This is a genomic window from Pseudomonas sp. C7.1 (genome assembly GCF_056312395.1).
The window spans coordinates 1025427-1039492 of sequence record NZ_JBWDTL010000003.1; the positions used below are offsets into that span (position 1 = coordinate 1025427).

Genomic DNA, 14066 nt, shown 5'->3' on the forward strand with positions numbered 1-14066 from the left:
GTTATCATGACGGCCTTCTTTGCTTCTGGATCATCTCGTTCGCCATGAGCCTGCATTACCCAACCATCGCCGATTGCGTCGGCAACACCCCGCTGGTGCGTTTGCAGCGCCTGCCGGGTAATACCAGCAACACCTTGCTGTTGAAGCTGGAAGGCAATAACCCGGCGGGTTCGGTAAAGGACCGCCCGGCGTTGTCGATGATCAACCGTGCCGAGCAGCGCGGCGACATCCAGCCTGGTGATGTGTTGATCGAGGCCACCAGTGGCAACACCGGCATCGCTCTGGCCATGGCCGCGGCGATCAAAGGTTACCGCATGGTGCTGATCATGCCGGACAACTCCACCGCCGAGCGCAAGGCTGCGATGACTGCTTATGGCGCGCAACTGATTCTGGTCGGCGGTATGGAAGAAGCCCGTGATCTGGCCCTGCAGATGCAGGCCGACGGCAAGGGCAAGGTGCTTGATCAGTTCGCCAACGGTGACAACCCGATTGCCCACTACACCAGCACCGGCCCGGAAATCTGGCAGCAGACGGGCGGGCAAATCACCCATTTCATCAGCTCCATGGGCACCACCGGCACCATCATGGGCGTGTCGCGCTTCCTGAAAGAGCAGAAGTCTGACGTGCAGATCGTTGGTCTGCAGCCGATGGAAGGCGCGGCGATTCCCGGCATCCGCCGCTGGCCCCAGGAGTATCTGCCGAAGATCTATCAGGCCGAGCGGGTTGATCGCATCATCGACATGGGCCAGCAGGAAGCCGAAGACGTGATGCGTCGCCTGGCGCGTGAAGAAGGCATCTTCTGCGGGGTGTCCTCCGGTGGTTCGGTGGCGGCCATGCTGCGCCTGTCCCAGGAAGTGGAGAACGCGGTGCTGGTGGCGATTATCTGCGACCGTGGCGACCGTTACCTGTCCAGCGGCATTTACGACGCCCCAAGCACTGATGGCAAAAGCAACTGATGGCCAAGAAAGACGGCGGTCTGCGCTTTCAACCCAGCGGTGGTTCCCGGGCGCCGCAAGTGCCGGTGGGCAAGAAGCAAAAACTCACCATTGAGCGCCTGGCCAATGATGGCCGGGGTATCGCTTTCAGCGAAGGGCGTACCTGGTTTGTCAGCGGTGCGCTGGCGGGCGAGCAGATCGAAGCGCGAGTGCTGGGCGCCCACGGCAAGGTGGTCGAGGCGCGGGTCGAGCGCATTCTCACCGCCAGCCTTGAGCGTCGTGAAGAGGCCTGCGCGCATGCCAAGGTCTGTGGCGGCTGCAGCCTGCAGCATATGCCCCATGCCGATCAGCTTGCCCTGAAACAGCGCATGCTCGCCGAGCAACTCAGCCGCTTGGCCAATCTTGCACCGCAGGAATGGGCAGAGCCCCTGGTCGGTCCCGAGCTGGGCTATCGCCGCCGCGCGCGTATCGCCGTGCGCTGGGACAACAAGGCCAAGCGCCTGGACGTTGGCTTCCGTGCCGCAGCCAGTCAGGACATCATCGCAATCAGCGATTGCCCGGTGCTGGTACAACCCTTGCAGCCGATTCTGCGCGCGTTACCGCAGGTGTTGTGTGAGCTGGATAAACCCCAGGCCATTGGTCATGTCGAGTTGTTCAGCGGCAGTAGCAGTGCTGTGCTGATACGACATACCGCTGCATTGAGTGAGGCGGACCTGGCCCGCTTGCAGGCGTTTTGCACTGGGCAGAATGCGCAGCTGTGGTTGCACGGCACTGCCGGCCCGCAGCCGTTTGAGCCGTCGCAGCAGCTGAGTTATCGCCTGGATGCGTTTGATCTCGACCTGGCTTACCGGCCCGGCGACTTTGTTCAGGTCAACCAGCCGGTGAATGACGCCATGGTTGCGCAGGCACTGGACTGGCTGGCGCCGCAGGCTGATGAGCGGGTACTGGATCTGTTCTGCGGTCTGGGCAATTTTGCTTTGCCGTTGGCCCAGCGAGTGCATGAGCTGGTGGCGGTGGAGGGCGTGCAGACCATGGTCGAGCGCGCCGCCGAGAATGCCGCGAGCAATGGCCTGGGCAATGCGCACTTTTTCCAGGCTGACCTGTCCAACCCGCTGCTTGAAGCGGGCTGGGCTCAGGGTGGTTTCGCTGCCGTACTGCTGGACCCGCCGCGTGATGGCGCCTTGCAGGCGGTCAAGCAAATGACGGCGTTGGGCGTCAAACGGGTGCTGTACGTGTCGTGCAACCCAACGACCCTGGCCCGCGACAGCGCCGAGTTGCTGGCGCAGGGGTATCGGCTGGAGCGTGTCGGTATCCTTGATATGTTTCCGCAAACCGCGCACGTTGAAGCGATGGCGCTGTTTGTCAGGCAGTAGCAGGCAGTAGATAGAAGCGCCGAGATACGGCGGCAGGTGCTTGGTTTTATCCGGCACCGCCCTTATCTCAGCGCTGCAGGGGCGTGCAGGGATTGCGCCTTAAGTGGTTAAACCGACCGGCTCAGAGAAGGCGGCGATTGTTCGGTGTGCATGCCGCGCACCGTAGGGAAGGTAAGCAAGATGGTTCAGGTCAGAGCGCATCAGCCGATTAACGACGACGGCAGCATTAACCTTGAAGCCTGGCTCGGGCATGTACTGAGTGTCGATCCGGCGCTGGATCGCGAAGCCCTGCGCGAGGCCTGCGAGTTCGCCCGTGAGGCCGAGCAGCAGGCCAATGCCTCGAAAAACCTATGGACCGAGGGCGCATCGAGTTTCCGCTCCGGTCTGGAAATCGCCGAAATTCTCGCTGACCTCAAGCTCGATCAGGACTCCCTGGTCGCCGCCGTGATCTACCGCTGCGTACGCGAAGGCAAGGTGCCGCTGGCGCTGGTGCATCAACGCTTCGGCCCGGTGGTGGCCAAGCTGGTGGAAGGCGTGCTGCGCATGGCCGCGATCAGTGCCTCGATGAACCCGCGCGATTCCCTGGTACTCGGCTCTCAAGCGCAGGTGGAAAACCTGCGCAAGATGCTCGTCGCCATGGTCGATGACGTACGCGTGGCGCTGATCAAACTGGCCGAACGCACTTGTGCCATCCGTGCGGTGAAGGAAGCCGATGACGAGAAGCGTCAGCGCGTAGCCCGTGAGGTGTTCGACATCTACGCACCACTGGCTCACCGCCTGGGCATTGGCCATATCAAATGGGAGCTGGAGGACCTGTCCTTCCGCTACCTGGAGCCCGAGCAGTACAAGCAGATCGCCAAGCTGCTGCACGAGCGCCGCCTGGACCGCGAGCACTACATCAATGAAGTGATGGGTCAGCTGCGCACCGAGCTTGAGGCCACAGGAGTCAAAGCCGACATCAGCGGGCGGGCCAAACACATCTATTCGATCTGGCGCAAAATGCAGAAGAAGGGTCTGCAGTTTAGTCAGATTTATGATGTGCGCGCGGTGCGTGTGCTGGTGCCGCAGGTGCGCGATTGCTACACCGCCCTCGGTATCGTGCACACCCTGTGGCGGCATATCCCCAAGGAGTTTGACGACTACATCGCCAACCCCAAGGAGAACGGCTACCGCTCGCTGCATACCGCCGTGCTCGGCCCAGAAGGCAAAGTGCTGGAAGTGCAGATCCGCACCCAGGCCATGCACGAAGAGGCCGAGCTGGGCGTGTGCGCGCACTGGCGCTACAAGGGCACCGACGTCAAAGCCAGCTCCAACCATTACGAAGAGAAGATTTCCTGGCTGCGTCAGGTGCTCGAATGGCATGAGGAGCTGGGCGATATCGGCGGCCTAGCCGAACAGCTGCGCGTGGATATCGAGCCGGACCGGGTTTATGTGTTCACTCCGGACGGTCACGCCATTGATTTGCCCAAGGGCGCAACACCGCTGGATTTTGCCTACCGCGTGCATACCGAAATCGGTCACAACTGCCGTGGCGCGAAGATCAACGGCCGTATTGTGCCGCTCAACTACAGCCTGCAGACCGGCGAGCAGGTGGAAATCATCACCAGCAAGCACGGCACGCCAAGCCGCGACTGGCTGAACTCAAACCTCGGTTACGTCACCACCTCGCGGGCGCGGGCGAAGATCGTTCACTGGTTTAAATTGCAGGACCGCGACCAGAACGTCGCCGCCGGTAAGGTGCAGCTGGAGCGCGAGCTGCAGCGCCTGGCACTGCCGCATGTGGACTTCGAAAAACTGGCCGAGAAGGCCAATATGAAGACCAGTGAGGACCTGTTCGCCTCCCTCGGTGCGGGTGATCTGCGCCTGGCGCAACTGGTCAACCTGGCGCAGCAACTGGTCGAGCCGGATCGAGTCAACGAGCAGCTGGAGCTGATTCCGCGCAAGGCCCTGGGTTTCAAGCCGGGCAAACGCGGCGATATCCAGATTCAGGGCGTCGGCAACCTGCTGACGCAGATGGCCGGCTGCTGCCAGCCGCTGCCGGGTGATCCGATTGTCGGTTACATCACCCTGGGTCGTGGCGTGAGCATTCACCGTCAGGACTGCGCCTCGGTGCTGCAGCTCGGCAGTCGTGAGCCGGAGCGGATTATCCAGGTCAACTGGGGCCCCGTGCCGGTGCAAACCTATCCGGTGGAAATCATCATCAAGGCCTACGACCGTTCCGGGCTGCTGCGTGACGTGACCCAGGTGCTACTCAACGAGCGGCTTAATGTGCTGGCGGTCAACACTCGCTCGAACAAGGACGACAACACCGCGTCCATGTCGATTACCGTGGAGATTCCTGGGTTGGATGCACTGGGCCGGCTGTTGGGTCGTATTTCGCAACTGCCGAATATTATCGAAGCGCGCCGCCATCGGGTTTCCTGAATCTCGTAGATGGGTTACGCGGCGCGCCGTGAACCCATCCTACGGATGCGTGTTAATCGACTTTTAGCACCAGCTTGCCGAAGTTCTCGCCGCTAAACAGCTTGAGCAGGGTTTCCGGGAAGGTGGTGAGGCCCTCGACGATATCTTCCTTGGATTTCAGCGTGCCGCTAGCCAGCCAGCCGCCCATTTCCGCAGCTGCTTCGGCAAAGCGCGGGGCGTAGGTCATTACCACCATGCCTTCCATCCGTGCGCTGTTGACCAGCAGGTTGAGGTAGTTGGCCGGGCCCTTGACCGCCTGTTTGTTGTTGTACTGGCTGATCGCGCCGCAGATGATCACCCGCGCCTTGAAGGCCAGGCGGGTGAGCACAGCATCGAGGATGTCGCCGCCGACGTTGTCGAAGTACACATCCACGCCTTTCGGGCATTCGCGCTTGAGGCCGGCGATCACGTCTTCGCTTTTGTAGTCGATGGCGCCATCGAAGCCCAGCTCATCAATCAAAAATTTGCACTTGTCCGCGCCACCGGCGATGCCAACCACGCGGCAGCCCTTGAGCTTGGCGATCTGCCCGGCAATGCTGCCGACCGCACCGGCTGCACCGGAAATCACCACGGTTTCACCGGCCTTCGGCGCGCCCACATCGAGCAGGGCGAAGTAGGCGGTCATGCCGGTCATGCCCAGGGCCGACAGGTAAAGCGGCAGTGGGGCGCGCTTGGGGTCGACCTTGTAGAAGCCCTTGGGCTCACCGAGAAAATAATCCTGCACGCCAAGGGCGCCGTTTACATGGTCACCCACGGCAAAGTCCGGGTGCTGTGAGGCCACCACTTCACCCACGCCGAGGGCGCGCATCACTTCGCCAAGGCCGACTGGCGGGATATAGGACTTGGCATCGTTCATCCAACCGCGCATGGCCGGGTCCAGCGACAGGTAGGCGTTCTTCACCAGAATCTGGCCGGGGTCAGGTTCGCCAACACTGGTTTCCACATAGCTGAAGGTCTCGCGGCTGGGCAGGCCGACCGGGCGTTGGGCAAGCAGGAACTGACGATTAAGTGGGGCGGTCATGGCAGGTACTCACTGAGCGGAAAGACTGTTGATAGCCCCTAGCGGTGCAATGGGCAAGATTTGCCCACGGGACGAATGGTGGTTAATCCATTCGAGTGATAGATGGTCTGGGGTGTTAATCACTTATTTGGATGAGGCTATCACCAGCAGTTTGATAGTGCTGCCTTGATGTGGAAGCGCTGATTAGACTCAGCGCGGTTTCTAATCCTTGGAGGATACGCACATGAGCTTTAGCTTTTCCGGCCGGGTTGCCCTGGTCACCGGTGGTGGTGCTGGTATTGGGCGTGCCACGGCACTGGCGTTCGCCAACGCAGGCCTGCAGGTGGTGGTGTCTGACGTTGATGTGGCGGGCGGTGAGGCGACTGTTGCGCTGATCCGTGAGGCGGGCGGCGACGCGCTGTTCGTGCGCTGCGACGTGACTCGCGATGCCGAGGTCAAGGTGCTGATGGAACGTACCTTGGGCGCATACGGGCGCCTGGACTACGCCTTCAACAACGCCGGTATCGAGATCGAGAAGGGCAAGTTGGCCGAGGGCACTGAGGCGGAGTTCGACGCCATCATGGGCGTTAACGTGAAAGGTGTGTGGCTGTGCATGAAGCACCAGATCCCGCTGCTGCTGGCCCAGGGCGGTGGTGCTATCGTCAACACCGCGTCGGTTGCCGGCCTGGGTGCTGCACCGAAGATGAGCATCTATGCCGCCTCCAAGCATGCGGTGATTGGTCTGACCAAATCGGCGGCCGTCGAATACGCGAAGAAGAAAGTGCGGGTCAACGCGGTATGCCCGGCGGTGATCGATACCGACATGTTCCGCCGCGCCTATGAAGCCGATCCGAAGAAGGGCGAATTCGCTGCGGCCATGCACCCAGTTGGGCGTATCGGCAAGGTCGAGGAAATCGCCACCGCCGTGCTGTACCTGTGTTGCGATAATGCGGCCTTCACCACCGGCCAGGCGTTGGCGGTGGATGGCGGCGCAACGGCCATCTGATTTCATTCAGCCATAAGAAAGCGTCCTTTTGGGCGCTTTCTTATGGCTTGCCATTTCTTTCACACGATTGGCCACTAAAGTCACTGCAGTGTTCTACGCCGCTGTTCAAGATCGCCCAGCGCTTTGATCAAGGAGTAAGCAAGCCGTGACAGCTGACCCGTTATTGACCCTGTTCCTGCCTATCGCCCTGGGCATCATCATGCTCGGCTTGGGGTTGTCGCTGAGCCTGGCGGATTTTGCCCGGGTGGTGAAGTTTCCCAAGCCGGTGCTGATCGGCTTGAGCTGCCAGTTGTTGCTGCTGCCGCTGGTGTGTTTCTTTCTGGCCAAGGCCTTTGGCCTGGCGCCGGCGCTTGCTGTTGGCCTGATGCTGCTGGCCGCCTCGCCGGGCGGCACCACGGCCAATCTATACAGCCATCTGGCCCACGGTGACGTGGCGCTGAATATCACCCTGACGGCGGTCAATTCGGTGATTGCGGTGCTGACCATGCCGCTGATCGTCAACCTGTCGCTGGCCTACTTTATGGAAGGCGACCAGGCCCTGCCGTTGCAGTTCACCAAGGTGGTGCAGGTGTTTGTCATCGTGCTCGGCCCGGTGGCCATCGGCATTTGGATACGCAGCCGTTTCCCCGGGTTTGCGCAGCGCATGGAGAAGCCGGTGAAGATCATTTCCGCGCTGTTTCTGCTGATCATCATCATCCTGGCGGTGGTCAAGGATTGGCAGACCTTCGTTGACTACGCGCCGCTGGTGGGTGGCGCCGCGCTGGCTTTCAACCTAATAAGCCTGGCGGTGGGCTATTGGGTGCCGCGCTTGTGCAAGCTGAGCCTGCGCCAATCGATTGCCATCGGCATGGAGATCGGCATCCACAACGGCACCCTGGCGATTGCCCTGGCACTGAGCCCGATGCTGCTGAACAACGCGACCATGTCGATCCCCGCAGCGATCTACAGCATCATCATGTTCTTTACCGCAGCGGCATTCGGTTGGTGGGTCAACTTTGCCCATGGCAAAGAGCTAAAGGCCACTGAGTAGGGATGGCCGAGTATGAAAAAGCCCGTCACTTGGACGGGCTTTTTATGTCTGCTGACGAAGTCAGTGCAGCGGCAGCTCAACGCCTTCGAAGAGTTCTTCCAGTTCGACCTTGCTGTGGCATTGCACGGCTTTGGCCATTATGTCGCGGGTCAGGTGCGGGGCGAATTTCTCGATAAAGTCGCACATAAAGCCGCGCAGGAAGGTGCCGCGACGAAAGCCGATCTTGGTCACGCTGGCTTCAAACAGCTCGCTGGCATCCAGCACCACCAGGTCCGGGTCGAGTTTGGGATCGACGGCCATTTTGGCCACGATGCCCACGCCCAGGCCCAGGCGTACATAGGTTTTGATCACGTCGGCGTCGGCGGCGGTAAACACCACTTTCGGCGTCAGGCCACGATGGCTGAAGGCTTCGTCGAGTTTGGAGCGGCCGGTAAAGCCGAATACGTAGGTGACGATGGAGTATTCGGCCAGGGCTTCCAGGGTCAGCTTCGGCAGTTTGGTCAGTGGGTGGCCCTGGGGCACCACCACGCAGCGGTTCCAGCGGTAGCAGGGCATCATGATCAGGTCGTTGAACAGCTCCAGACCTTCGGTGGCGATGGCGAAATCAACGGTGCCATCGGCGGCCATTTCGGCAATCTGCATCGGTGTGCCCTGGTGCATATGCAGGGATACATCGGGGTATTGCTTGATAAAGGCGCTGATTACCGGCGGCAGGGCATAGCGCGCCTGGGTGTGGGTGGTGGCGATGGATAGGGTGCCTTTCTTCTCGTTGGAGAACTCCTGGGCGATCTGCTTGATGCTTTCGACCTTGCGCAGGATTTCCCCGGCGGTGTTGATGATGCGCTCGCCGGCTGGGGTGATGCGGGTCAGGTGCTTGCCGCTGCGGGCGAATACTTCAACCCCCAGTTCGTCTTCGAGTAGGCGGATTTGTTTGCTGATGCCTGGCTGCGAGGTGTAGAGGCTTTGCGCCGTGGCAGAAACGTTGAGGTCGTGATGCGCGACTTCCCAGATGTAGCGCAGTTGCTGAAGCTTCATAAAAATCCCTCAAAGCAAAAAGACAGCCGTTCAGGTTACCGGCGTTTTATATAACCATAATGATGATTGAAGCATTGAATTTAGACTAAAAACTAAAAAGTGCGGCGCTTGTTTAAAGATCACCGCGACTGCGATGTTGCAGCATTGGCACCAGGTACACCGGTACTTCAGACAATTGCACCAGCCGTGAAGCGGTGCGCCCCAGCGGAATGTCCATATCCGTGCCGTGGCTGTGGCTACCTAAGACCAGTAAATCCACGCCGAGTTGCTGCGCTTCATCGAGTATCACCAGCGGAGGATCGCCCTGTACCACGCGCACGGCCTTGATCAGCTCCAGGTCATGCACGGCTTCACCTATTTCATCACGAAACCCTTCCAGTACCCGTTGCTCGATATTCGCCATCACCGTGCTCAGGCCGTTGGTGCGCAGTTCCTTGAGGCGCTCTTCATCCAGGTAGGTCTGCAGCACTGACTCGGCAAACAGGCCCATGGGTTCCACCGCGTGCACCACATACAGGCTGGCATTGAAGGAGCGGGTCAGCGCCAGCGCGTGCTGCAGGATGTAGGGGGCGTATAGGCCAAGGTCAGTGGCATAGAGAATTGAGCGAATCATGCGGCCTCCTTGACTGCCTGACTGGCGGGCCTGATTTGAGCTTAGCAGCGCCGTCGATAAGTCAAAGAAAGCCGAGGTTTTGAGGACGAATGGTTATATACGCAGGGAAGGCAATGCGAGGCTCTTTAACAGTTAGCCGTGTTTAGGAAAACTCTGAAAAAGACTTCCTGATTTTGGCAAAATAGCCGGACACCACCCGCCGAGTTTTCCGATGAAGCAGATCTCCTTCGCCGATGCTGAGTATGCCGGCAAGCGTAAACAAACCCGACGTGAGCGTTTTCTGATCGAGATGGATCGGGTGGTGCCGTGGAAGGGCCTGATTGCCTTGATCGAACCGCATTATCCGAAGGGTGAAGGCGGCCGGCCGTCATACCCGTTGATGGCCATCTTGCGTGTGCACCTGATGCAGAACTGGTTCGGCTACAGCGATCCGGCGATGGAAGAGTCGCTCTACGAGACCACGATTTTGCGCCAGTTTGCTGGGCTGGGGCTGGAGCGCATCCCGGATGAAACCACCATCCTCAATTTTCGTCGGTTGCTGGAGAAGCACGACCTGGCTACGGGGATTCTGGGCGTCATCAATGATTACCTTGGCAACTGCGGCCTACTGCTGCGCCAGGGCACCATCGTCGATGCCACGATTATCCATGCACCCAGTTCGACCAAGAATAAGGAAGGTAAGCGCGACCCTGAGATGCACCAAACCAAGAAAGGTAACCAGTACTTTTTTGGCATGAAGGCGCACATTGGCGTGGACGCCGAGTCGGGCTTGGTGCACAGCGTGGTGGGTACCGCCGCCAACGTTGCCGACGTGACTCAGGTCGACCAATTACTGCATGGTGAGGAAACCCATGTGGCCGGAGATGCTGGCTACACCGGTGTCCACAAGCGCCCCGAACATGAAGGTCGAAAAATGATCTGGTCGATTTCCGCCCGGCCTAGTTCGTACAAAAAGCACGGCAAGAAAAGCCTGATTGGCCGAATGAAACGCAAGATCGAATACGCCAAGTCACAGGTGCGCGCCAAGGTCGAGCATCCGTTCCGTGTGATCAAGCGTCAGTTCGGCTACACCAAGGTGCGCTTTCGCGGCTTGGTGAAAAACACAGCCCAGCAGGTCACGCTGTTTGCGCTGTCGAACCTGTGGATGGTGCGCAAACAGTTAATGCTTGCAGGAGAGGTGCGCCTGTAATGCGGGGAATAAACCCTGCGAAGCGCCCCTCAAGGGCAAAACTATGCATTTGAAGGTGAAAAATGGCCTGATTTTCGATTGAGACGCGGTTTTTTTGAGTCATTGAGAAAATCAGCTTGGAAAACGGGACTACTTCAGACCTTCCTTAGAGCGTGTTTACGATCTAGCGAGCTAGGAGCCTGTCGGACTTTCTGACTCTTCCTTGCGCTGAAAGTATTCGCGACAATCAAGGCCCTGCAATCGAGAGCCCCGCTGATGAGCCGTTTTGTCCTTGCTGACCGAGACACTGCGTATTTACTACCGCCTTCGGTGAACGAGTGGTTGCCGGCGGATCACTTGGCGCGGTTCGTGGTCGAGGTCATCGAGCAACTCGATTTGAGCGAGCTGACTGGGCAGTATGCGGGGCGGGGTTCAGCTGCCCACCATCCGGCCGTACTCCTGGGGCTGCTGATATACGGCTACGCCAATGGCGTGCACTCCAGCCGCAAGATCGAACGCGCGACCTATGACTCGGTAGCGTTCCGTTATCTGGCGGCCAACACCCACCCCGATCACGACACCTTGGCCACGTTCCGTCGACGTTTCCGGCAGCAGGTTGAATCGCTGTTCGTCCAGGTGCTGATGCTGGCGCGCGAGATGAAGCTGCTCAAGCTCGGTCATATCGCTCTCGACGGCACCAAGATCGAGGCCAACGCCAGTAAGCACAAGGCCTTGTCCTGGGCGCACGCCAACAAGATCGAGGCGCAGTTACGCCAGGAGGTCCAGCAGTTGCTGGCGCTGGCCGAGAACAGCGACTGCGCCGCCGTACCCGATGGCATGGATGTGCCGGCGGAGATTGCCCGGCGCGAAGATCGGCTCAGCGCGATAGCCCAGGCCAAAGCGAAGATCGAGCAACGTGCAGCTGAGCGACACGCCATTGAGCAACAGCAATTCGAGGCCAAGACGGCCAAGCGTGAGGCCCAGCGCAAGGCTGGAAAGAAACCACGCGGCAAGGATCCAGAACCGCCCGCAGCGGGCCCCAAAGACAGCGATCAAGTCAATCTGACCGATGAAGAGTCACGCATCATGCCCGTCTCCGGTGGCGGCTTCGAGCAGAGCTATAACGCTCAAGCCGGGGTCGACACCGAGACGATGCTGGTGGTCACACAGCATGTAACCCAGGCCTGCAACGACAAGCGCGAAGTGGTTCCCACGCTACAGCGCATAGCCACCTTGCCCGCCGAATTAGGCGAGGTGAAAAGCCTGATTGCGGACAGCGGCTTCTTCAGCCAGGCCAACGTGAGCGCCTGCCACGAAGCCAAGGTCGAACCGCTTCTGGCGCTCAAACGCGAGTCGCACCACACCCCGGTACTGGAGCGCTTTGCCACCGACTCGCCGCTACCACAGACGAGTAACCCAGTCGAACAGATGGCTCACCGACTGAGCACGCAAGAAGGTCGAGCGCTGTACAGGCTACGCAAACAGACGGTCGAACCGGTGTTTGGCATCATCAAGCGAGTGATGGGCTGGCGGCAGATGAGCATGCGCGGCCTGGCCAACGCCCAGGGCGAATGGAGCCTGGTGACCATGGCCTGGAACATCAAGCGTTTGCATGTGCTACGCGCGATGTAACGCGGCCGAAAAGTACGCCCACCCGCGTCCAGGCAGCTGCTCAGGTGCACGAACGGACCGCCTGGGTTCGCGATAGTCAACTCGGATGCTTAGAAAGAACGACCCCGAGCAATCAAAGACCTAAACCCGCGCTGTCATTCCTTTTCGGGTTAAGTCCGACAGGCTCCTAGAGCCATACAAGGCAAAAACAGGCGAGGAAGCGGAGTTTACTGGTGTAAATGAGCATTCCGAGCCTGTTTTTAGCGTGAAAGAATCCATCTGACAGACGAGCGCGAACCTGCCGGACACCAGCAAAAAAACACTCGGGGGTGGTTTAGCTCGGCAGGTAGCCGAACTTCTCCAGTGCCCTGAGCCAGCGAGCTGAATTGCGTTTGACCGACAAGGCTTCATAGTCCAGGGCGCTGTCCCGGTAGTGTTCGCGCCGCTTGAGCATGTAGTAGACGGTACGTAGCAGTTTGTGAGCCAAGGCGATGATCGCGCGCTTGTAGCCACGTCGAATCACCAGTGCCTGGAACTTGGTTTTGAATACCGATGCAGTGCGGCTGGCCGAGTGCGAGAATTCGCATAACAACCGCCGCACATGAGCATTGCCCTTACGTATCTTTCCAGGTTTGTGTTTACCTGCAGACTCGTTGTTGCCTGGACAGATGCCCACCCAGGAGGCTAATCGATCAGCGCTACCAAAGGCGTCCATGTCACTGCCGATCTCAACGATGAGTAGCGCCGCGCCGATCAAGTCAACGCCGGGCAGGGTCTGCAAAAGAGACAGGGCATTGCGCTCGCTATCGAGTTCGCTGAGCAGGCGGGCTTCGAAACGGGAAATCCGCGCTTCAAGCTCTTCAATGTGCTGCATCAACTCGTCGAGCACAAAACAGTGGCTGGCCGTCGGTTCTCCTTGCAGCGCCTCGAACAGCTCTTCACGGCTGGCCTTCAGGCGGCGCGTGGCGAACTTGAGCACTTCGTGTACGGGCTGACCCGCAATGATCGCCTTGACCATGGCCCGCGCAGAACGCCCATGCAGGTCGCTCACCACGACGCCGAGACGCACCCCGCTGTCGCTCAACACCTTGTGCAAGCGGTTCTTCTCCGAGGCCAACTGGCTGACCAGCTTCTGCCGCTGCCTGGCAATCAGGCGCAACTCGCGCAGCTTGGCCGGCGGCACAAACGAGCCACGCAAGAGCCCAGCGCGCGCCAGGATCGCCAGCCAGTGAGCATCGGCTATGTCCGTTTTGCGCCCAGGTACATTTTTGACATGCCGAGCATTGACCACCTTGGCCCTGATACCCACCGCTTCCAGGGCCGCATAGGGGCTCTTCCAGTAAACGCCGGTGCTCTCCATCACCACATCGTCCGGCTGCAGAGCCGCTACCCACTCGGCCAGCGCCCGACGATCACGCTTGAACGCGCCAAACTGACGGTGCTCGACTGTGATGCGACCATCCGTCTCTTCAATCACCGCGCAGGCAGTGATCTGGGCCTGATGCACATCCAGTCCAACCACACGTTTATAAAGGGCAATCAATTCCATACCCCACCCCTCTGCTGTCTACACTCAAGATCGGGAAGGTGGCGGTGATCGAACTGAATGAGCCTGAAGGGAACAAGTCCCCAACGGCCTATTTAGCGTTCGCTCTCGAAAGAGGCAATCCGGGGTACGAGTCAGTTCGCTGGATCATGTTAACGACGGGGTGTCTCCGCCAAAAAAACTAGCGACCTCTCACCGCCACCTTCCCTATCTATAGCTCTCTTTCATCATCAGGGGTGGCGGGGCTGCCATGACTGTTAACGCAGTAGGGCCGACGCGCAGCAGA

General features: G+C 59.7%; 11 protein-coding genes. 7 read left to right on the forward strand and 4 right to left on the reverse strand.

Going from position 1 to position 14066, the window contains the following annotated elements; translation table 11 throughout:
• Positions 1-44: 44 nt before the first annotated feature.
• The 3 genes from cysM (at position 45) to relA (ending at position 4732) form a co-directional block, all read left to right on the forward strand.
• Positions 45-956 carry a cysteine synthase CysM gene (cysM, locus tag AC0T4W_RS08095; RefSeq protein WP_476318363.1) on the forward strand — a complete coding sequence of 304 codons (912 nt, stop codon included), beginning with the start codon at positions 45-47 and terminating at the stop codon, positions 954-956.
• Positions 956-2308 carry a 23S rRNA (uracil(1939)-C(5))-methyltransferase RlmD gene (rlmD, locus tag AC0T4W_RS08100; protein WP_476318365.1) on the forward strand — a complete coding sequence of 451 codons (1353 nt, stop codon included), beginning with the start codon at positions 956-958 and terminating at the stop codon, positions 2306-2308. The genes cysM and rlmD overlap by 1 nt, the downstream gene beginning before the upstream one ends.
• Before the next feature lie 180 nt (positions 2309-2488).
• Complete coding sequence (gene relA / locus AC0T4W_RS08105) at positions 2489-4732, forward strand: GTP diphosphokinase (RefSeq protein WP_476318367.1); 2244 nt, start codon at positions 2489-2491, stop codon at positions 4730-4732.
• A gap of 52 nt (positions 4733-4784) precedes the next feature.
• Here relA and AC0T4W_RS08110 read toward each other — a convergent pair whose 3' ends face one another.
• Positions 4785-5792, reverse strand: coding sequence for an NADP-dependent oxidoreductase (locus AC0T4W_RS08110; RefSeq protein ID WP_476318369.1), 1008 nt, complete (start codon positions 5790-5792; stop codon positions 4785-4787).
• Between the two features lie 223 nt (positions 5793-6015).
• Here AC0T4W_RS08110 and AC0T4W_RS08115 point away from each other — a divergent pair, with 223 nt between their 5' ends.
• Both AC0T4W_RS08115 and AC0T4W_RS08120 read left to right on the forward strand, forming a co-directional pair.
• Positions 6016-6777 (forward strand): SDR family oxidoreductase, encoded by a 762-nt coding sequence (locus tag AC0T4W_RS08115; protein WP_476318371.1) that lies wholly within the window; start codon positions 6016-6018, stop codon positions 6775-6777.
• Positions 6778-6922: 145 nt separating this feature from the next.
• Positions 6923-7807, forward strand: coding sequence for a bile acid:sodium symporter family protein (locus AC0T4W_RS08120; protein WP_476318373.1), 885 nt, complete (start codon positions 6923-6925; stop codon positions 7805-7807).
• A 60-nt stretch (positions 7808-7867) separates the two neighbouring features.
• Here the strand turns inward: AC0T4W_RS08120 and cysB are convergent, their stop codons facing one another.
• Both cysB and AC0T4W_RS08130 read right to left on the reverse strand, forming a co-directional pair.
• The gene (gene cysB / locus AC0T4W_RS08125) at positions 7868-8842 is read right to left on the reverse strand and encodes an HTH-type transcriptional regulator CysB (RefSeq protein ID WP_476318375.1); all 975 of its coding nucleotides are present in this window, start codon (positions 8840-8842) and stop codon (positions 7868-7870) included.
• A gap of 112 nt (positions 8843-8954) precedes the next feature.
• Positions 8955-9455 carry a universal stress protein gene (locus tag AC0T4W_RS08130; protein ID WP_476318377.1) on the reverse strand — a complete coding sequence of 167 codons (501 nt, stop codon included), beginning with the start codon at positions 9453-9455 and terminating at the stop codon, positions 8955-8957.
• Positions 9456-9666: 211 nt separating this feature from the next.
• Between AC0T4W_RS08130 and AC0T4W_RS08135 the strand changes: the two genes are divergently transcribed.
• Both AC0T4W_RS08135 and AC0T4W_RS08140 read left to right on the forward strand, forming a co-directional pair.
• Positions 9667-10644: an IS5 family transposase gene (locus AC0T4W_RS08135; RefSeq protein ID WP_476318379.1), complete on the forward strand. Its 978-nt coding sequence runs from the start codon at positions 9667-9669 to the stop codon at positions 10642-10644.
• A 255-nt stretch (positions 10645-10899) separates the two neighbouring features.
• A complete protein-coding gene (locus AC0T4W_RS08140) occupies positions 10900-12255 on the forward strand; it encodes an IS1182 family transposase (protein WP_476315485.1) in 1356 nt (451 codons plus the stop codon).
• 313 nt (positions 12256-12568) lie between these two features.
• Here AC0T4W_RS08140 and AC0T4W_RS08145 read toward each other — a convergent pair whose 3' ends face one another.
• Positions 12569-13783 carry an IS110 family RNA-guided transposase gene (locus AC0T4W_RS08145; RefSeq protein ID WP_476316702.1) on the reverse strand — a complete coding sequence of 405 codons (1215 nt, stop codon included), beginning with the start codon at positions 13781-13783 and terminating at the stop codon, positions 12569-12571.
• Between the last annotated feature and the right edge of the window lie 283 nt (positions 13784-14066).